Below are 17574 nucleotides of genomic sequence, written 5' to 3' on the forward strand. Positions count from 1 at the left end.
CGGCGCACATTGACGATGCGGCCACGCTCCAACCGGAGAAATCAACATGTGCGGTATCGTTGGCGCGGTTTCCACGCGCAATATCGTTCCCGTCCTGATCGAAGGGCTGCGCCGCCTGGAATACCGCGGCTATGACTCCTGCGGCGTGGCCGTGCAGCGCGACGGCCAGCTCGAGCGCGCCCGCACCGTGTCGCGCGTGGCAGATCTGGATGCCCAGGCACAGACGAGCCACCTGGACGGCGCCATCGGCATCGCCCACACGCGCTGGGCCACGCATGGCCGGCCGGATACGGTCAACGCGCACCCGCATTTCTCGGGCGACACCATCGCCCTGGTGCACAACGGCATCATCGAGAACTACGAAGCGCTGCGCGACGAGCTCAAGGCTGTCGGTTACGGTTTTGAATCGCAGACGGACACGGAAGTGGTCGCGCACCTGATTCACCAGGCCTACACGTACCCGAGCAGCGCCACGCGGGGCAACCTGTTTGCCTCGGTGCGTGCGTCCGTCAAGCGCCTGCATGGGGCGTATGCGATTGCCGTGTTCGCGCGTGACAACCCCGACGTGGTGGTGGGCGCGCGCGCTGGCTCGCCGCTGGTGGTGGCGATTGGCGACAACGAAACCTTCCTCGCTTCCGACGCGCTGGCCGTGGCCGGCACTGCCAGCCGCATGGCGTATCTGGAAGAGGGCGACGTGGTGGAGATCACGCGCGAAGGCTTTACCGTCGCCGATGTGCACGATCGCATCGTCGAGCGTGAAGTGAAGGAAGTGGGCGGCTATGCAGCCGCCGTGGAACTCGGGCCGTTCCGCCACTTCATGCAGAAGGAAATTTTCGAGCAACCGCGCGCGCTGGGCGACACGCTCGAGGGGGTGCAGGGGTTTGCACCCGATCTGTTCGGCCCGCGTGCGGCTGAAATCCTGCCCAAGATCGACAGTGTGCTGATCCTGGCCTGCGGCACCAGCTACTACTCGGGCTGCACGGCCAAGTACTGGTTGGAATCGATCGCCAAGATCCCCACCCAGGTGGAAGTCGCCAGCGAATACCGCTACCGCGAGACGGTGCCCAACCCGAACGCGCTGGTCGTCGTGATCTCGCAATCGGGTGAAACCGCCGACACGCTGGCCGCGCTGCGCCACGCACGCGAGCTGGGCCACACGCACACGCTGGCTGTGTGCAACGTGGGCACCAGCGCCATGGTGCGCGAGACCGAGCTCAAGTTCCTCACGCGCGCCGGCACCGAGATCGGCGTGGCGTCCACCAAGGCGTTCACCACGCAGCTGGCCGCGCTGTACATGCTGGCGCTGACGTTTGCCAAGCTGCGCGGTCATCTGAACACCGAGCAGGAAGAGGATGCATTGCGCCACCTGCGCCACCTGCCGTCCGCACTGAACGCCGTGCTGGCGCTGGAGCCGCAGATCATCGCGTGGTCGGAAGAATTTGCCCGCCGCGAGAACGCGCTGTTCCTGGGTCGTGGCCTGCACTACCCGATCGCCCTGGAAGGCGCGCTCAAGCTCAAGGAAATCTCGTACATCCACGCCGAGGCGTACCCGGCGGGTGAATTGAAGCACGGCCCGCTGGCGCTGGTGACTGACGAGATGCCGGTGGTGACGGTGGCCCCGAACGATGCGCTGCTGGAAAAGCTCAAGTCCAACATCCAGGAAGTGCGTGCGCGCGGCGGCAAACTGTACGTGTTTGCCGACGCCGATACGCACATCCAGTCCAGCGATGGCATTCAGGTGATCCGTATGCCGGAGCACTATGGCCAGCTCTCGCCGATCCTGCACGTGGTGCCGCTGCAATTGCTGGCGTATCACACCGCGCTGGCGCGTGGCACGGATGTGGATAAGCCGCGTAACCTCGCAAAATCCGTGACAGTGGAGTAACGCGTCGCCACGCCAGCCGATGGCGTGGCGAGGAAATGAAAGCGTTTCGAACTCGCTGAATACAGCCCGGTTTCTGGGGGTAAGTTCCTCCAGAAACCGCTGGACTGTAAGGCTTCAAACACTCCTTCATGTTGGTGGGCGCGCCACCGTGGCGTAGCGCCCTTCACCCCCAACGCAGCTCTCTAGTTTTTGGGCACGCGTGCTCCCTCTCCTCAGTCGACCAAAACGTCCTTCGCTTCTTGACGGGGACTCCATCCACGACCATGTACGCCGGAACCCTGTGCAGCTAGCCAGGGAAATACGATCTAGCCTGCGGGCGCAGATGATCGTCTTTGCTCCGGAGCGCACGGTGCCGAGCCGGTTACTACCAGTGCGTGGATCGCTATCAACGTCCCAAGATCGAGTTGCTGCGCGTCAACCGCTCCGAAATGTTTGACCCATTTGCCAAACAGGTCGGTTTGCTGCTCGGAGTATGTTGCATTGCCACGTTCTATCGGGTTGGACACGTTGTTCTCCTTTTTTCTGTCTTTGCCAAAACCACCGTTTTCGTTAGGCGTGGGTGGCGGTCATGTTGGTATCTCCGCGTTGAACCGGAATTCAGTGCCTATCAAGAAACTCGAGTGCCTTGGGCACAAGGTCGGCGTAGTACTGGAACACCCCGCCATGGCCGGAATCGGGATAGATGAGGAGGCTGCTGTTCGGTAGGCGCCGTGCGAGGTCCTGCGAGTTCTTGGTCGGAACCATCCGGTCACTTTCGCCATTGACAACGAACACGGGAATCTTCACGGCCGACAGATCCGCCGGCTCTTTCAGCCCCCAGACGCGCAGCGCCTCTAGCTGAGCCAGGAACGCCGTGACGCTGATCTCCTTGTCGCGGTTTTCCGAGCGCTCCTTCAGACGCTCCAGGAATGCCTTTCCTGCCTCGATGCCGTTTGGCGTGCGCGTGAAGAAGAGGTATTGCTTCGGATCCTGGCCGGTGAAGAAGCCTCGCGCCATGTCGTAGAACGTCACGCCGGAGACCGTGCTGATGCCTTCGCCGCCAGCGGGCCCGGTGCCCGCGAGAATCATTTTGCGTACGAGTTGGGGCTCCTTCAGCGCGATTTCCTGCGCAATCATTCCGCCCATCGAGAAGCCGAAGAGATCCACTTGCTTGAACCCCATCGCCTTGATGAAGACGATGGCGTCGTCAGCCATTTCCTCGATCGATTTCGACGGCGTGCCGCTGGAAGCCCCCACCCCGCGATTATCGAAAGCGACAACGTGATGTGCAGCCGCAAAGCCGTCTACGACGCGAGGGTCCCAGTTGTCCAGCACGGCGGCCAAGTGGGTAAGAAACACGACCGGCGTGCCACCGTGCTGCCTGCCGAGTTCCCGGTATGCAAAGTCCACGCCGCCTGCCGTGATGGTTTGCGTTGGCACGGTCTTCCAACTGACCTCTTGTGCCTGCATTGCCAGCGGCGGGCGCATTTGCGCCCCGTCTGTCGGGGTCTCAGCGGCTCCTGCTGTCGATGAAGTGAGTGTTGCTGCCAGAGTGAGTCCGAGCAGGCTTGTTTTCAGTAGATGACGCATTGCGTTGATTTCCAAGATTCGAGCATTCGAAGCGGGGCAGTTGGCGGCTATTTGATCTTGACGACGACCTTTCCCTTCGCCCGCCCCGTTTCGACGTAGGCCATGGCCTCGTTGGTCGACTCGAATGGGAAGACTCGATCCACCACGGGGCGGATATTCCCCGCATCAATGAGACGCGTGATCTCGCGCAACTGGTTTCCAGCCGCCTTCATGAAGAGGAAAGAAAAGTTGATTCCGCGGCGTTGTGCTTTTCGCCTGATACCGGCGCTGAACATCCGCATGACCAACCTGACGAACCAGGGTGCCCCGATTTCTCTGCCGAATTCCGGGTCAGGTGGTCCGGAGATGGAGATGAGTTTTCCGCCGCCTTTGAGCACGCGGAGGGATTTGCTGAGTGTCTTGCCGTCTTGACTGTTCAGGACCACGTCGTAGTCGTGCAAGACGTTCTCGAAGTCCTGCTTTTTGTAGTCGATAACGACATCTGCACCAAGGCTCTTCACCAACCCAACATTGGCGGTGCTTGTCGTCGTAGCGACGGTCGCGCCAAGATGCTTGGCCAACTGGATGGCGAATGTCCCGACGCCTCCAGAGCCGGCCTGAATGAAGACCCGTTGCCCTTTCTTCAGCTTTGCTTTTTCGACCAGCGCCTGCCATGCGGTCAGCCCCACCAGCGGAATGGAGGCGGCTTCCTCCATGCTGAGTGCCTTGGGCTTGAGCGCCAGCGAACTTTCTCGAATCGCGATGTACTCGGCGAAGGCGCCAATTCGAAAGTCGTCTGGCCGGGAGTAGACCTCGTCGCCAACTTTGAACTGCCGTACTTGAGCCCCGACTTTGACCACCACCCCAGCGACGTCGTGACCCATGACGAACGGGAGGCGGTAGGGCAGGAGGAGCTTGAACTCTCCGCTTGTGACCTTAGAGTCGAGCAGGTTCACGCCAGCAGCATGAACTTGGACCAGCACCTCGTCTTCGCGCGGCTCTGGAATTGGCACCTCGCCGAATCGCAGGCCGGTTTTGCTCCCATATCGATCGACGATAAATGCCTTCATCCTGTTTCCGGGGTGGTGCTGCGCGGGCGTTTGCTTGGCTATGGTCATGGTCGTTGCCGGCTCAAAAAGCGTGATGAGCCTTTGTATCGATTGAGGGCCTTAGGAGGCTTGGGGGAGGTAGAGGGGACGTGGTGCCCCCAGGCTTTGCTTTACCTGCTGCGTCAGTGCATCGGCCAGAACTTCGTCAAGGCCGGCTTCGAGGCCGTCAAGTGCATGCCGGACGATGTCCTCAGGGCTGCTCTTCGGGCTGTCGATGCCGCGCGTGAGGTCGGTATCGACGTAGGCCATATGCAAGCCCAGGACCTGTGTTTTCTGTGCTGCCAACTCGTTACGCAGCGCATTGGTGAGCGACCATGCCGCCGACTTGCTCGCTGAGTAGGCCGCCAGCTCGCCCCCGTTGACCCACGAAGCCACAGACAGCACATTGAGAAGCGCACCTCCGCCATTGGCCCGGAGTACTGGCGCGAAGGCCTTGCTCATCTGCAGCATGCCGAAGAAGTTGGTCTCGAACAGTCGGCGAGAGATTTCCTCACTGTCGTGCGCGAGAAAGCCACCGAGTTGCGCGATGCCGGCGTTGTTGATCACCAACGTCACGTCGCTGGCATGCGCAGCGGCCGCCGCAACTTCTGCGGGCTTGGTGACGTCCAGCCGCAGCGGTTCCACGCCTGCTTGCGTGATCGTAGATGGGTCACGCGCGCCGGCGTACACCTTGCGGGCGCCACGGGCCAACAACGCGCGTGCGAAGGCGAGGCCAATGCCGCGGTTGGCACCGGTGATCAGAACAACAGCGTTTTCAATTTTCATGAGGGGCTCCTTTGGTAAGTCGGATTGGTTAAAATATGATGATCATCATATTTATGCGCGAGCAAAAGTGTTGACCTGAAAGCGGTCGAGTATTTCAGTGAGCGGGTGCAGACGTGTCGTAAAGTTGGAGGAGCGATTCACGGGCCGCCGAGAGCACTTCGCGCCCCTGCGGGGTATCACCCAGGGCACGGGCAAGCTGCAACGTGCCCACTAGCGAGCCTGTAATCACGCTCGCCAACGCGCGGTACGATTCGGGAAGTGTTGAACGTACGGCTGCGATGAGTTGGTGCACCCTCGCCATAGACGCACCACGCACAGCCAGCGATTGCCGCGGCATTTCGGCGGCCAGCGCAGCGATGGGGCAGCCGTTCTCCAGCGTGCCAAGGTATTGATCGGCAAGATAAGCTTCGACAAGACACCGAAATTCGCTAGCACCCGTGCCAACGCGCAGCCGCGCCACGCGCGCCGCCTCGACAGCAATATCTTGGCTAGCGCAGTTAAGCGCCTCCACAAGCAGCGCATCGCGCGATTTGAAGTGCGCGTAGAAGCCGCCATGCGTATATCCCGCCTTCTTCATCACCTCTGCCACGCTCACCCCAGCGTAGCCGTGGCTGCGAATGGCATGTGCAGCCGCAGCCACGATGCGCTCGTGCGTGTCTTTCTTGCGGCTGTTGAACGTGGGCTTCATTGATTGGCACCGGATATATGATAGTCATCATATGAAACGAGCCATCCACTGTCAAGGTGAGTTTGTGGCGCGGCACTGCGCACGGGCCTATCCCGTGCGTCTGGTGTGCCGACCGGCACAAGTGAAGGGGCGGGAAGCGCCGGAGATCCTTTGTGGCCGTGGGGAGGAGGGAAAATAACGTTAGAGCTGTGCCCTACATAGGACCGCTCAGTCTGCAATCTACGTGTCCCCCGCTTGCAGCAGAGCGGTGAGGGCGCTTAGCGATCTCTTTACGGTCAAGTCGTCTGGGCGAATACTTCCTTGCTCCGCAGTAAGCATTCGAATATGCTGGTCATCATATGAAGAGATCTACCCCGACTTCCAAAGAAATCACTCACGAGCGCATCGTGGGGGCCGCTGCGCGTGCAATTAGACGAAGCGGCTACAACGGCACCAGCGTGTCCGACATCATGAAGGATGTCGGGCTCACGCACGGAGGCTTCTATGCACACTTCGCATCGCGTGAAGCGATGCTTGCTGAGGCGGCCGATCGCGCCGGGGCAGAAGGGGTGGCGTTGATGGAGCACATCGCTGCCACCACGCCACCTCAGAATGTGCTGCGGGCTATGGCGCAGGCGTATCTCTCAAAGGAGCACGTCGAAGGTGTGGAAAACGGCTGTGGCACAGCCGCGCTGGCCTCAGAAATGCCGCGTCAGGCGCCAGAGGTCAGACGTGCTGCAACGCGTCGCATCAAGGAAATGATCGATCTCGTTGCCCGACAGTTGCCAGATTGGGGGCAACCGAGTGCGCACGAACGCGCCTTGGTCACCGTTGCGATGATGGTCGGCACGTTGACGCTTGCACGTGCCGTCGACGACCCCAAGCTTTCCGACGCACTACGTGCGGCTGCGTTGAAGTCCATCACTTGAGCGTCCCGCCTGCCCGCGTTTTCTGAATGTCTTCTCCGGCAGGGTGCTCCCTGTCGTCGGTGTTAGTCCGGCGCGCAGTCCACCACTATCGTTTAGCTCGCTGAGTGACGACTGACCTCTTCCTTCAGAAGGATGTCTTGAGCGAGAACAATCCTCTCGCTCAACGCTTTGGCACTTGGGGTGGCGGCGTCGCAAGGGAGCCAAACTCGCTGCGGTCCTGCGGTCGCCGGGCGGATAACGGTGCGGATGTCGCAATCACTATTGCAAATCCGGGTTTTCGTTCCGGCAATGACGAGTTTCCGGACGCTTTGAGCTGCTTCTAGGTGGATGGCTTGCGCAGAGGGAAGCTGCGCCGGGATCGCTTCTGCAGCCTCCGGCGCAACAACTTAGAGAGCGTGGCGCAGCAACTGTTTCAAAGGGCTACGCCTGGCTTTTTTCATGCGCTGCTTGGTGGGCGCTTCCTCAGTGCACCCGGATGTTCTGGATGTGCGGTGTGAGCTTGCTCACGAACAGCTGCGCATCCTTGAAGTCCTGTTCCTGCAAGGGCACGTCCAGCTCGTGCACCTTCTGACCCGGGCCAGCCACCAGTCCTGCCTCCTTGCTCTGGCCGTTGTGCTGCTGCGCGGCAACCAGCGTGCCCTTGGCATCGACGACGACGGTGATCTTCATACCATCCCCCCACCTTGAAGGTTGTGCCAGCAGACGCCTGGCCCCTGGTTCGTGATGGACACGAAATACGTTGTGTGTCCGGCGTTGTCCTTCTCCTTGCGTTGATCGTTGGCCAGGTGCACGGCGCCGGAGTTGGGCGTCTTGATATCGGCGCTGGCGAACTGCGTGCCGAAGTCTTCGCCGTTGTTCCGGGTGTACCACCAGTACGCCGTCTGGCCGGGGTTGAGCAGTGTCAGTGGTCCTACATTGTTAAAGGCCATAAAACCACCCTAATACGAGTTAGAGGAAATGAATGAGAATGCGCCACCAAAATGGGCGCACGGTTTTGCAATCCAATGAAATGTCCCCCTTTGTTTTTGGTGATCAATGCAGGCATGCGTTGATTGCCTGAATTAAGTGTGTGCCTAATATTGACGTGCGAAGCGCGAAAAGCCGGATCCTTCAATACGCTGGAGGGAGAGAAATTGCGGGCCGTTGGTAAATTCGAGCTTCAGCGTAGGTCGACGTTGGAAAATCTTCAATGCATGCCGCTGTGAAGTTTTCTTTGATCTCGCGTGGGTGGAATTAAAAAAACGGCATGCAGTTTTTGTGCGCGTCGTGATCTCGGCACACGCGTTTCCATATCGGGCACCGGGTGTTTTAGGCGCCTTCGCCGGCGCCATCAACGCGGTGTTCTTTGCGCGCAATCCACGTGCCGGAGCACTACGGCCAACTCTCGCCGATCCTGCGCGTGGTGCCGCTGCAATTGCTGGCGTATCACACCGCGCTGGCGCGCGGCACAGATGTGGATAAGCCGCGGAACCTCGCAAAATCGGTCACGGTGGAGTAATCAGCGAGGCCGCTGTCAGTTCAGCTAGCGGTTTGAAATAGTTGTTGCGCCGCGTTTCCGAAGTTGTTGCGCCGTTGTCCCGGCATCCCTTGCGAATATTGGGTTTCCGGGCGGCGCAATAACTAATTGAAACGCCACATTGGCGTGGCAAAGGTCCGGCTTTGTGCCGGCTGGTTTTCGCTGCCGCCCATCGCGAACGCGCCGAGTGCTGACCGAACTCGTCTCGCGCATCATGCTACATACATCGCGGAATGCGCAGTTCGCCGACTATCTGCTCGAAGTTCGGTTTCTACTCAACTTAGCAGCTTCTTCCTGCGCCCACCATTGAGGGGTATGGGCGCTTTCTAATTCCGCGAGCTACGGCCTTCTGAGCTACGTTTCGGTCAGCCCTGCTGCCGGACGATGAAACCGCCGCTACGTGTTCGCCGGATGGCTGCAGTCACGTTGAGTCTATAGGTCAGCATCTCGTGGCTGATTGCGAAGCGCTTGGTGGCTTCATCGTGAGAGAGGCCGGAAGCAGCGACTTGAAGTGCCTGCTTGTCAGTCAACAGAAGAACGCCGCCGAGCCAAGCTGCCTCCCGCTCGTGCAGTCGCTCTTGCGCCGCATCAGCACTTCCTTCCGGAGGGTGTAATAAAAGCGCGTGCGCGAATTCATGTGCGAGGTTGGAGCGATGACGTGGCATGCTGTGACGGTCGTTATAGACGACGCTCCGGTGCTGCCCGTCAAAGATGGTGAATGCCGAAACCTTGTCATAGATTTCGCTCAGGTGCGCGGGGTCGCTGGGTATATGGCTATGAGTTACACAGTCGCGAAGGGCCGCTAAGGGGATGTCGAGATGGGCTGCGAGCGCCGTCATGTCGATGGGCTCGAATTCGGGCAAGCGAAGTTCCTCGCGCAACGATGCAACGATGCGCTCGCAATCCTTCTTAAACCCCCGTGCGAACTTGCTCATTGGTCTATTGACGATGGGGGCATCAGCCCCTCTTCCGAAGGCTCTGGTATGCGGCCTCGACAATGCTATCTAGCTGTTTTCGTGCTTCGCTGGTTAATGATGGGTCCTGGCGGAACAGCAGCGATACCTTGTTGAGTGTTTGGGCACTGGCAGCTTGGACTACTTGCTTTCGAATGAACTCTGCCGGATTCAGGCCTGCCCAGGCCGACAAAGCGGCCAAGCTTGCGGCATCCGGCTTGCGGCCCTGTCCCATGCGAGTGAGTGTAGTTGCGTTCACTCCGGTCTCACTGCTGACCTGACGCCACGTTGTGTCTCGGGTCCGGACCTCTCGGTCCAGCGCCTCGTAGAACGCATCGGCATCAAAGTCTTGTTTGTTCATCGGCGCTCCTTCTCTAGGGGTGGGTGGGGTATGACGCTCTAGAGTCTTTCCCCTAATTGCTTTTTAGCAACCTTGCTTGACTTGAGCAACTGGCGGTGGATACACTTCCTCCGTCAATTGCTTTTTAGCAATTTTTGCCCGAAAGCGCAATAACGGGCTCACCGTTCGATAGCAGAGGACGCACCATGGACGAGCAGCAATTAGTCAATGTCGCCGGCGGTAACGGACACCATGTGGTCTCGATTACGGTCGAGGTCAACGACCAGCCCGTTGTGTTGAATGAACGTCGGCTGACCGGTTCGCAAATCAAGGCGGCCGCAATCGCACAGGGGGTGGTCATCCAACCGAGCTTCCAGCTCATCTTGAAGCGGCCTGGTGAAGCCTCGAAGGTCATCGGCGACGACGAGACCCTTGCCGTCCACGACGGTATGGTCTTCAAGGCTATCCCAGCTGACGACAATAGCTAAGGTGATGTCATGGGCAACCCGGCGATTGAGCAGATATTGGCTTTGCTGAGGGGGCATTTCCCTCAGGCAAACGTAGTCTTCACCCCGGACAGCGGCGGTGGGGGCACCGTCATCGTGGAGCCCGTGGAGTTGGGCGCGGGATATGTGCCGGGCTCAACTTGGCTGGGGGCGCAGTTGACGTCGGCATTGCCCTTTGCCGACATTTATCCGCTGTTCATTGGCGGAGACGTCGTTCGCGCCGATGCGCAGCCCCATCCGGCGCCGATTTCGGGCCCGCACACCTTTGCAGGCCGCGCCGCACTCCAGGTATCGCGGCGGACGAACAGCCTGCAGGCCACCGTTGAGGCAGCAGCGCTCAAATTCGTCAAAGTGCTGCATCACGTCAAGGAGTTGGCACGATGACCCGAAGCGCCCGCTTGCTTTTCAGCCCGGCTATCTTCCGGGACGTGCAACGACACCTTTTCCCGGGAGACAGCCAAGAGCACGCTGGTGTGCTCCTGTGTGGCTGGCACACCCGTGATGGACGGACGGTACTAACCACCGCGCAGTTTCTCGCTGCGCGCGACGGCGTCGACTACACGGTCAGTCCGCAACTTCATGGTCGGCTCGAACCACTCTTCATAGAAGACGCCCTCTCGCAGGCGAAACAACAACGGCTCGCTTACATCGCTATCCACAATCATTTCTCCGACGATGCCGTGAGTTTCAGTCGTGTCGACATGGCATCGCACGAGTACGGTTATCCGACGCTTGCACGGCTCAACAGCGGATTGCCCGTGGGCGCCGCAGTCTTTGGCACTGGAAGCGTGGAAGTGGACCTATGGATGCCCGATGGCGCAAGGCTGCAGCTTGAGACAGCTCGTGTCCTGGGGCGCTGGGTTCGCCATCTTTGGGCTTCACCCCGCTACGCGCCGCAAGCGGTATACGACGAGCACTTCGACCGACAACTGCCTTTCCTACGAGCAGGCGGGCAAGGGCTGCTTGCACACGCGACCGTTGGCATTGTGGGCGTGGGCGGTCTCGGTTCGCAATTGATTGAACCGCTCGTCCGCTTAGGCATTCGCAACTTTGTTCTGCTTGACCCGGACCGTATCGACGTAAGCAACTATTCCAGGGTGCACGGGGCTCTGCCTCGCGATTTGCCCACTGCAACTAAGCAGGGTGCGCTAAAGGTGAATATCGCTAGGCGGCTGATACATAGCATTGCGCCGGACGCGACCGTGGCTGCGCTCTCGCTTGATGTAGCGCATGGTGATGCGCACCGTGCTCTGCTCGAATGCGACTTTGTTTTTTTGGCAGCGGACACGGCGGAGGCCCGCCTGACATGCAACGCGCTCGCACACCAATACTTTGTCCCAATGGTGCAGGTGGGGAGCAAAGTTCACGTGGACTCGACCGGCCGGCTGGACGGTGTTTTTGGCGCCATTCGCCACGTACGGCCTGGGCGGGGCTGCTTGTGGTGCAATGGGCTCATCGACCGGGTTGCACTAGCGGATGCCAGCAAAACGCAAGAGCAACGTGATGCAGAAAGATACGGGACCAAGATTCACAATCCGGCCGTGGTGACGTTCAATGCTGAGGTCGCCGGTCGCGCGCTGAATGAGTTTTTGCGGTACTACGCGACACCCGCTCCAGTTCATGAGGCCGCGACCGACTATACGTTGCTGGACCTGCTCGAGGGTGAGCGAGAGCTGGTGGAGCCGACCAGTAGCGTCGATTGTCCGTTCTGTTCGAGGGCGCTACCTGATTCGTACTTCGGTGTCAGCGCGGCAAAGCGAGTGGTGACCCTGGACTGACTGGAGCGCAGCTCGTGGCCGTACTGTAGCTGAATCTCCTGCAGGCGCTTTCTGGTGAGCGGCGGGAAGCGGCGCCGTAGCGGAAACGACATTCCGTAATCCCCCGAAGCGGTAACGCTACCGCCGGCCCCGCGACAAGCGCTTCAACGCCTGTTCTTCCTCGGTCGACCAACTCAGTGGTCGCTCCCATAAGGCGGGCTCCGCAAACAGCGCGGAATCCAGCGCATTCAATCTCGTCAGGAAAGGCTTATCGATGCCCCATATGCGGGCTAGCGTGAGGATGGCGTACGCCTGCCTTGCGATGTCCTGCAGGCGATAGATTTCCCACAACAAGTCGCGGACCTCGGGCGTGGGGTTGCTCTGCCATATGGCGCGGAGCGCTGCCGAAGAAAGCTTCTTGCGGTGAGTTGCAGGGGCGGAAAAGTCACGTGCTACCATGGCTCGGAACACTGTATATTTGCACAGTATCCAAGGCCGAAAACATCTCGTCAACGAGAGAGGCTTCGATGTGAAGGATGCGCCTCCGGCAATCACAGTGAGTGCTGATGGCATCTCGCAAAGCGACTCCAACCCTCTCTCAGACCATGATGCAAACGACACAGGTGGTACGCATGCCCTCGCGAACCCCGCGCACCGGCCCGATGGCGACAACTGTCGCGCGTGCCGGCAGCAAGGAGGAGGCGCTACGTCTGGTGGGCTCGGGCGATGTCGCAGCCATCGAACTCGACTACGAATCAGGCTGGCAAGACGCAGTTGGGTTGGGCCGGCTCGGCCGAGCAGTTGGCGTTCGTGTCGAATTCCGAGGCCACGAGAGCATCGTGGTCAAATCGCCGGCAGCGCTGGTTGCGGGACTTGCGCGCGCGAAAGCCACGTTCCGACAGCGGAACCTCTACTGCCAATTTGATTTGGACCGATTGCCGCAAGAGGAACTGGAAAAGCTCGAGGCAAAAGCGGAACGGTGTGGCGACTACGTTCTTGGAGGTCACCTGCTGCGAGGGGTCGATGCGGTGTGGGATGAATAGCGCTGTGGAAATGGGAAAGGGCTTTTTTGTAGCAAACCTAAGATAAACACAGGGCGCGCTGGTACCACGTCTTTACAAGCCACTTGTGGTTGATAAGTGACGGCCAGTTATCAGTTAAAATAATTCACTCTGAAACGTTCTCATCCGGCGACCAGTTAACACCCTACTTTCCACCGAGCCATAGGCCCGCCTGCCAAAGGGCCACAAATAAACTGATAACAGTCGCAAACAGGCCCACTGCTTTTGCAACTCTACTTTCAAATATCCTATCCAGCGCAACGCCAAAGCCTTTGGACGCAGTTTTAAGCTTTCCATTGACCATTTTCCGTATTGCCGAACTAAAAAAACCCACTTTTGAAAGTGTTGAATTGTGCATGCGCAAAAATTCTTTGTTGGAGAACGCTTCGGCCTCCTCCTTTCCATTGAGAAAGTCTCGGTGCCTGCCCCCATTCATTTCCATTAGTGAAATCATTTTCGGGTGGATAGCATAGTCCGCCCCGTAACGGTCCACTATCAGGTCATTCAAGTTCAGTCTTCGTTCCACAGCAATGACGCATGCATCCCTGCCACCTAGTGCGCGAAAACGGTGCTCCAAATGCTCAAAGCCGAATGTAAGGTTCCGCATATTCCAATGCACCCAATATTTATCGCGACGGTCCCTAATAAATTTATAGAATTCATTTAACAACTCAATCTCAACTTCATCGAATCTTGTGATTACATCGCCACGCGGAATCTTCAATTCCTCCGCAATAGAATGCGTTGAAAAGCTGACCGATTGACCTGTAGCAAAATGATTTATCGCGATGGAAGTTATGCGGGGCGACAGCGCCTCATTTTCATCATTTAGGCTTTGGCAGGAATAGTGGATAAGAAAGAAATTCTCTGGATTCGATTTGGCTGATTTTATAAATTGTCGACTGTCTGCAATGTTCAAGACTATCTCCGGAGCATTTCAAAGAAATTTCACCTCGCCGCGGTGCGAGGCCACTCAAGTATGGAACCATAGACGTACCTGCAGCGGCGTCGCACGGCAGTCGCCCAAGCACTTACCTGTGAATCACCCGCCTTCGGGGCGCGCCAGTCCGGGCCAGGAACGGCACGCTTTCACCGGATTGTGCTGGTTCGCGTGCAAGGTTCCTTGAGGACAAAGAACCCTCGCCCGCGTCCATGACTGCCCTCCCTTATACTTGCTCATCGTCGCTCTCGGACAGCTTCGCGAATAGCAGTTGGTCGTACATATCCTTGAGCATGGGCTCGACGACCTCCCGCACCCTGTCCCAATCCTCTTCACCCAGCAGTGAGTACTTCGTCGTGAGCTGGAACACTCTGTCGAACGCGAACTCCGTGGGATTCTCTAAGCCCACAATTAGCTGCATTCCGGTGGGTAGTTTCTCTGCAATAAACTTCAAAACCGCCGGCAGATTGATGTCATCCTGCGCCTGCTGATTCGGAGAGTCGATAACAATAGGGACACTGTATGTGCCAGCTACGCCTTGGCATGTTCGCCAAAGTGCGGAGTAGTAGGCGAGGATTGAACGGGGTCCTCCACTTCCAGACAAGTCGGGACGGCTAGTAAGCTTCATCTTTGACGCATCAATGACCGGCAACTGAAGAGCGACCCGATTCGCCGTATAGTGCGTGCGAAATTCTTCAAGAATCTCCCGTGTTTTCTTGGAAGTACGCAGCGTCTTCATTTTCCGGTCGAAGGCGTCAACTCGCGCCAGGGCTTGCTTGATTTGCTCCAGTAGCTCACTACGCTCACCTTCGAACACAGCCAGCGCGTTTTCAGCCCCCATGCTACGTACTACATCCTGCAGCTTTAAGTCGCCCTTTCGGGTATTCAGCAGTGATGCAATTTTCTGATAGTCCTCGTCGAGATTTTTAATTTTATATTGCAGGTCCAAATATCGACGCCGAACAATATCGGCATCGTCACGAAGACGGCCACACAGCTCGCGAAGTACCCGTGCATCCTCGGAGAACTCAAGTAAATCAAGGAATGACTTCGTATGCTCAGCGTGACATGTTGGACAAACAAGACTCGGGGTTCCTTCACGTCGCAGATAACTGGCGTCGTGGTCGTGACCAGCTAACGCGTCGTCGGCCAACTTGACCTGCTGTTCAATACTCGCAAGTAGCTCTTGCTCACGAACGGCGGCATCGCGAAGCTCCTCCTGCTTCGCGTTCAACTCGCCTACCTCTCGTGTTAGCACTTTAATCTCAGCCTCAAAAGCCCAAGGGCTAATTTTCGGCCCAAATAATGGCAGTGCTTGGTTGAATTTATCCATTGCACGCTCGAGAAGCTTTAATTCCCGACGGTGCTCCTCCAGCACCATCGTCTCCTTGCCCCTTTCCGCGCGTGCAGTGTAGTAATCAGGCGGGCAAACGCCCGTAAAATACTCGAGAATCGCGCCATATGGGGCTCGCAATCGCTTCAACGCATCGAAAGTCCCCCATTCCGACTGCCAGCTCCCATCTTGATTTATGTAGAATGGAACGAAAAAGCAAGCAGGGTCCGCGGGCGTTATCACAGACTCGGTCTTATCTAAGAAGACCAAGTTGAATTCAGTTACATCGCAAAACGCTCTGGACCACTCTTGGAAATTCGACGTGGCGACAATCAGCTCGCGATTAGAATTAAATAGCGCTCTTCTTCCGCTCTGATGCGCAGCATAGAAGTGCTTCTCATCCACCACAAACTCAAGTACGGACACCGTACTATCATCCCAAAATTCGAGCTTTCCGTGCGGCTTTGCACCTAAGGTCTCAAACAGGGTCCGAATCAGGCTCGTCTTCCCTGTATGGTTCCTCCCTACCACTAAGTTCTTCTTCGGGTGAAAATTGATGTGCTTCGCCTTCTTTGCTTGATGTGATAGCAGCCAGATGTTTTCGAATCGGAAGCTTTTCATAATTTTTTGTTCTTAAGCTACGAACAAGTAGTCTCAGTTCGGGTCCACGCATCTTTTCAGAGCTCTAATTAGAAGTCTCGCCATTAGTTCTTCTTCGGGCTGAGTGCTGAAGAGTCCTTTCATTGCAGCAGCACCGGCCTCAAGGTATTGTTTCGGTGAAGAACCGCATTTGTTCGTAGCTACCCAGGAATCGCAGGCAGCGTCAACGTCTTTGGCGATGTTTGGCAAGGTGCCTGTAAGCTGTTCTCGAAGGATATTAGCCGCGCGCGTGCGGAGCCTTGTGACTTCCATGAACCCCAAACCTTCCACCTGTAGTTGGAGCAACCAATGCTCTAGGTTGCCTGCTACGTCGGGCACATTCTGAAGCTCGCCCAAAGCGGACAAGAAATCGGCTCTGGAAAACCCCCGCTGCGCCACAAGCTGCTCGTAAGTTGAGCACGTAGCCGTTCGCCGACCTAATGGAGCAACCTTTATAAACAAAGCGTCTACAAATGCTCCGGCTTGGCTGGCATGCGGAGCACTGCGCTTACCTAGTAAGTCGAATGCCGCCTTTACTACGTAGTCCTCGGGCGCATCAGGGTGTACTGCCACCCTTTTTACGGAAAGCTTTTTTAAGTCTGGAATCGGTTTACCAGTCCCAGATATTGACTGCAGCGCTTTACTCAAAAGGGCTAAATGCTCGGCAGCGAATTCCGCGGCGGAACAGGGCATCGCTGTCGCAGCATTCGTACCAGATAAAAGGGGGATGTCACAACCTGCGTTCGAAACAAAAAAGGCCTCAGCATCTAACGCACTGAATTCTGCCAAGCTAATATGCAGCTTGCCCAACGCGCTGCTGGCTATCTTTTCAAGCAAAAGAGGCGTAGCAGGCTTTGCCTTTGCTGCGGTGCCTTTCGCCTTGGGTTTTTTGGGGGTTTTAGGCTCTGTAGTGCCGGTCAAAGTAGACCAAGACCATTCGCCGCGGTCCTTCTTTTTTACTTGGTATATGCGAGCCTTCGTCGGCGTAGTGCTCGAATCAAGCTCCGTCACGTCTTGGACTGCTTCGAACAGAAGCAGATAGTCTGAGTGGCCCTCCGCCTCCATCTCGACCATGCGGAGTATCGCCCACCAGCGCTGAAAATCTACGCCTTTCGTGTTATGACCTCCGCCCGATTCAGTCAGCCCCGGTTTATTCGCAACTATCAACATCTCCGTTGCGCCAGACGATGTAGTCAAGCCCCCTCCCACGTCGCCGCCCTCTAGCAGCGAGTTTGCTCTGTTATTTATATGCACCTGCCCACTCAGAGGGGCGGTCCTGCAGTAAAGCTGCTGCCTTGGGATAAGCTGGTCCGCAAGGCCCCACTCCTTTCTTTGTCTTACCCCAGAGGAGGGGTGTCCAGAGATTTTAAAAAAATTCAAATCTGCTTAAAACGATTCGCACTACCAAAAGCATCCGAATGAGTCGCTACGAGGATTATGCGGCAACCGCTGATTAACATCCGAGCTGTAGGAAAAATTACAACGCACTTTGGGAAAGCCAGTGAGGGACGTGGCGTGGGTGCACAGCGGGAGGTCTGGTAAATCGCCGAACATCTTTGCGAGCGTCCACGGCCATCTCACCCGCAGGCTGCACTACGCCCAGCGTTCGGTCAAAGGGACTAGGTA

At 57.6% G+C, this 17574-nt stretch carries 19 protein-coding genes; 7 read left to right on the plus strand and 12 right to left on the minus strand.

What is annotated here, in order from left to right; genetic code table 11:
• Positions 1 to 46: 46 nt before the first annotated feature.
• Complete coding sequence (glmS, locus tag ACN9M1_RS00345) at positions 47 to 1885, plus strand: glutamine--fructose-6-phosphate transaminase (isomerizing) (RefSeq protein WP_426396421.1); 1839 nt, start codon at positions 47 to 49, stop codon at positions 1883 to 1885.
• Between the two features lie 597 nt (positions 1886 to 2482).
• Here the strand turns inward: glmS and ACN9M1_RS00350 are convergent.
• From ACN9M1_RS00350 to ACN9M1_RS00365, 4 genes are all read right to left on the minus strand, one after another.
• Positions 2483 to 3352 (minus strand): alpha/beta fold hydrolase, encoded by an 870-nt coding sequence (locus ACN9M1_RS00350; protein WP_426398895.1) that lies wholly within the window; start codon positions 3350 to 3352, stop codon positions 2483 to 2485.
• A gap of 149 nt (positions 3353 to 3501) precedes the next feature.
• Positions 3502 to 4503, minus strand: coding sequence for an NADP-dependent oxidoreductase (locus ACN9M1_RS00355; protein WP_426398896.1), 1002 nt, complete (start codon positions 4501 to 4503; stop codon positions 3502 to 3504).
• A gap of 99 nt (positions 4504 to 4602) precedes the next feature.
• Positions 4603 to 5307, minus strand: coding sequence for an SDR family oxidoreductase (locus ACN9M1_RS00360; protein ID WP_426396423.1), 705 nt, complete (start codon positions 5305 to 5307; stop codon positions 4603 to 4605).
• A 94-nt stretch (positions 5308 to 5401) separates the two neighbouring features.
• Positions 5402 to 5995, minus strand: a complete 594-nt coding sequence (locus ACN9M1_RS00365) for a TetR/AcrR family transcriptional regulator (protein WP_426396425.1) — start codon at positions 5993 to 5995, stop codon at positions 5402 to 5404.
• A 338-nt stretch (positions 5996 to 6333) separates the two neighbouring features.
• Here ACN9M1_RS00365 and ACN9M1_RS00370 point away from each other — a divergent pair, with 338 nt between their 5' ends.
• Positions 6334 to 6903 carry a TetR/AcrR family transcriptional regulator gene (locus ACN9M1_RS00370; RefSeq protein WP_426396426.1) on the plus strand — a complete coding sequence of 190 codons (570 nt, stop codon included), beginning with the start codon at positions 6334 to 6336 and terminating at the stop codon, positions 6901 to 6903.
• 462 nt (positions 6904 to 7365) lie between these two features.
• Here ACN9M1_RS00370 and ACN9M1_RS00375 read toward each other — a convergent pair whose 3' ends face one another.
• Both ACN9M1_RS00375 and ACN9M1_RS00380 read right to left on the minus strand, forming a co-directional pair.
• Entirely contained in the window at positions 7366 to 7572 is a 207-nt protein-coding gene (locus ACN9M1_RS00375; protein ID WP_426396428.1) for a hypothetical protein, read from the minus strand.
• On the minus strand, positions 7569 to 7832 hold the full coding sequence (locus tag ACN9M1_RS00380) for a hypothetical protein (protein ID WP_426396430.1): 264 nt from the start codon (positions 7830 to 7832) through the stop codon (positions 7569 to 7571). The genes ACN9M1_RS00375 and ACN9M1_RS00380 overlap by 4 nt, the downstream gene beginning before the upstream one ends.
• A 416-nt stretch (positions 7833 to 8248) precedes the next feature.
• On the opposite strand from ACN9M1_RS00380, the gene ACN9M1_RS00385 reads away from it, so the two are divergent.
• Entirely contained in the window at positions 8249 to 8401 is a 153-nt protein-coding gene (locus ACN9M1_RS00385) for a hypothetical protein (RefSeq protein ID WP_426398915.1), read from the plus strand.
• A gap of 383 nt (positions 8402 to 8784) precedes the next feature.
• Here ACN9M1_RS00385 and ACN9M1_RS00390 read toward each other — a convergent pair whose 3' ends face one another.
• Both ACN9M1_RS00390 and ACN9M1_RS00395 read right to left on the minus strand, forming a co-directional pair.
• Positions 8785 to 9354 carry an ImmA/IrrE family metallo-endopeptidase gene (locus ACN9M1_RS00390; protein WP_426396432.1) on the minus strand — a complete coding sequence of 190 codons (570 nt, stop codon included), beginning with the start codon at positions 9352 to 9354 and terminating at the stop codon, positions 8785 to 8787.
• 22 nt (positions 9355 to 9376) lie between these two features.
• Positions 9377 to 9733, minus strand: a complete 357-nt coding sequence (locus tag ACN9M1_RS00395) for a hypothetical protein (RefSeq protein WP_426396434.1) — start codon at positions 9731 to 9733, stop codon at positions 9377 to 9379.
• Positions 9734 to 9918: 185 nt separating this feature from the next.
• Between ACN9M1_RS00395 and ACN9M1_RS00400 the strand changes: the two genes are divergently transcribed.
• From ACN9M1_RS00400 to ACN9M1_RS00410, 3 genes are read left to right on the plus strand one after another with little or no spacing between them, the layout of a single operon-like run.
• Positions 9919 to 10200: a multiubiquitin domain-containing protein gene (locus tag ACN9M1_RS00400; protein WP_426396435.1), complete on the plus strand. Its 282-nt coding sequence runs from the start codon at positions 9919 to 9921 to the stop codon at positions 10198 to 10200.
• A gap of 9 nt (positions 10201 to 10209) precedes the next feature.
• Positions 10210 to 10602, plus strand: coding sequence for a hypothetical protein (locus tag ACN9M1_RS00405; RefSeq protein ID WP_426396437.1), 393 nt, complete (start codon positions 10210 to 10212; stop codon positions 10600 to 10602).
• Positions 10599 to 11996: a ThiF family adenylyltransferase gene (locus ACN9M1_RS00410; RefSeq protein WP_426396438.1), complete on the plus strand. Its 1398-nt coding sequence runs from the start codon at positions 10599 to 10601 to the stop codon at positions 11994 to 11996. Before ACN9M1_RS00405 ends, ACN9M1_RS00410 begins: the two co-directional genes overlap by 4 nt.
• 117 nt (positions 11997 to 12113) lie before the next feature.
• On the opposite strand, the gene ACN9M1_RS00415 is transcribed toward ACN9M1_RS00410, so the two are convergent.
• Complete coding sequence (locus ACN9M1_RS00415; RefSeq protein WP_426396439.1) at positions 12114 to 12434, minus strand: hypothetical protein; 321 nt, start codon at positions 12432 to 12434, stop codon at positions 12114 to 12116.
• Positions 12435 to 12637: 203 nt separating this feature from the next.
• Between ACN9M1_RS00415 and ACN9M1_RS00420 the strand changes: the two genes are divergently transcribed.
• Entirely contained in the window at positions 12638 to 13018 is a 381-nt protein-coding gene (locus ACN9M1_RS00420) for a PHA-granule associated protein 4 (RefSeq protein ID WP_426396440.1), read from the plus strand.
• Between the two features lie 163 nt (positions 13019 to 13181).
• Here the strand turns inward: ACN9M1_RS00420 and ACN9M1_RS00425 are convergent, their stop codons facing one another.
• From ACN9M1_RS00425 to ACN9M1_RS00435, 3 genes are all read right to left on the minus strand, one after another.
• Entirely contained in the window at positions 13182 to 13955 is a 774-nt protein-coding gene (locus ACN9M1_RS00425) for a hypothetical protein (RefSeq protein ID WP_426396442.1), read from the minus strand.
• A gap of 247 nt (positions 13956 to 14202) precedes the next feature.
• Positions 14203 to 15930, minus strand: a complete 1728-nt coding sequence (locus ACN9M1_RS00430; RefSeq protein WP_426396443.1) for a hypothetical protein — start codon at positions 15928 to 15930, stop codon at positions 14203 to 14205.
• Positions 15931 to 15963: 33 nt separating this feature from the next.
• On the minus strand, positions 15964 to 17145 hold the full coding sequence (locus ACN9M1_RS00435) for a dsDNA nuclease domain-containing protein (RefSeq protein WP_426396445.1): 1182 nt from the start codon (positions 17143 to 17145) through the stop codon (positions 15964 to 15966).
• Positions 17146 to 17574 lie beyond the last annotated feature (429 nt).

This window comes from Ralstonia sp. R-29, assembly GCF_049913345.1.
In the GTDB taxonomy this organism is placed as follows: Bacteria; Pseudomonadota; Gammaproteobacteria; order Burkholderiales; family Burkholderiaceae; genus Ralstonia.

Coding starts and splice junctions, on each gene's coding strand:
- glmS (WP_426396421.1), top strand. CDS start 47: ATGTGCGGTATCGTTGGCGCGGTTTCCACGCGCAATATCGTTCCCGTC.
- ACN9M1_RS00350 (WP_426398895.1), bottom strand. CDS start 3,352: ATGCGCCCGCCGCTGGCAATGCAGGCACAAGAGGTCAGTTGGAAGACC.
- ACN9M1_RS00415 (WP_426396439.1), bottom strand. CDS start 12,434: ATGGTAGCACGTGACTTTTCCGCCCCTGCAACTCACCGCAAGAAGCTT.
- ACN9M1_RS00395 (WP_426396434.1), bottom strand. CDS start 9,733: ATGAACAAACAAGACTTTGATGCCGATGCGTTCTACGAGGCGCTGGAC.
- ACN9M1_RS00405 (WP_426396437.1), top strand. CDS start 10,210: ATGGGCAACCCGGCGATTGAGCAGATATTGGCTTTGCTGAGGGGGCAT.
- ACN9M1_RS00365 (WP_426396425.1), bottom strand. CDS start 5,995: ATGAAGCCCACGTTCAACAGCCGCAAGAAAGACACGCACGAGCGCATC.
- ACN9M1_RS00390 (WP_426396432.1), bottom strand. CDS start 9,354: ATGAGCAAGTTCGCACGGGGGTTTAAGAAGGATTGCGAGCGCATCGTT.
- ACN9M1_RS00380 (WP_426396430.1), bottom strand. CDS start 7,832: ATGGCCTTTAACAATGTAGGACCACTGACACTGCTCAACCCCGGCCAG.
- ACN9M1_RS00410 (WP_426396438.1), top strand. CDS start 10,599: ATGACCCGAAGCGCCCGCTTGCTTTTCAGCCCGGCTATCTTCCGGGAC.
- ACN9M1_RS00400 (WP_426396435.1), top strand. CDS start 9,919: ATGGACGAGCAGCAATTAGTCAATGTCGCCGGCGGTAACGGACACCAT.
- ACN9M1_RS00355 (WP_426398896.1), bottom strand. CDS start 4,503: ATGAAGGCATTTATCGTCGATCGATATGGGAGCAAAACCGGCCTGCGA.
- ACN9M1_RS00420 (WP_426396440.1), top strand. CDS start 12,638: ATGGCGACAACTGTCGCGCGTGCCGGCAGCAAGGAGGAGGCGCTACGT.
- ACN9M1_RS00375 (WP_426396428.1), bottom strand. CDS start 7,572: ATGAAGATCACCGTCGTCGTCGATGCCAAGGGCACGCTGGTTGCCGCG.
- ACN9M1_RS00430 (WP_426396443.1), bottom strand. CDS start 15,930: ATGAAAAGCTTCCGATTCGAAAACATCTGGCTGCTATCACATCAAGCA.
- ACN9M1_RS00370 (WP_426396426.1), top strand. CDS start 6,334: ATGAAGAGATCTACCCCGACTTCCAAAGAAATCACTCACGAGCGCATC.
- ACN9M1_RS00360 (WP_426396423.1), bottom strand. CDS start 5,307: ATGAAAATTGAAAACGCTGTTGTTCTGATCACCGGTGCCAACCGCGGC.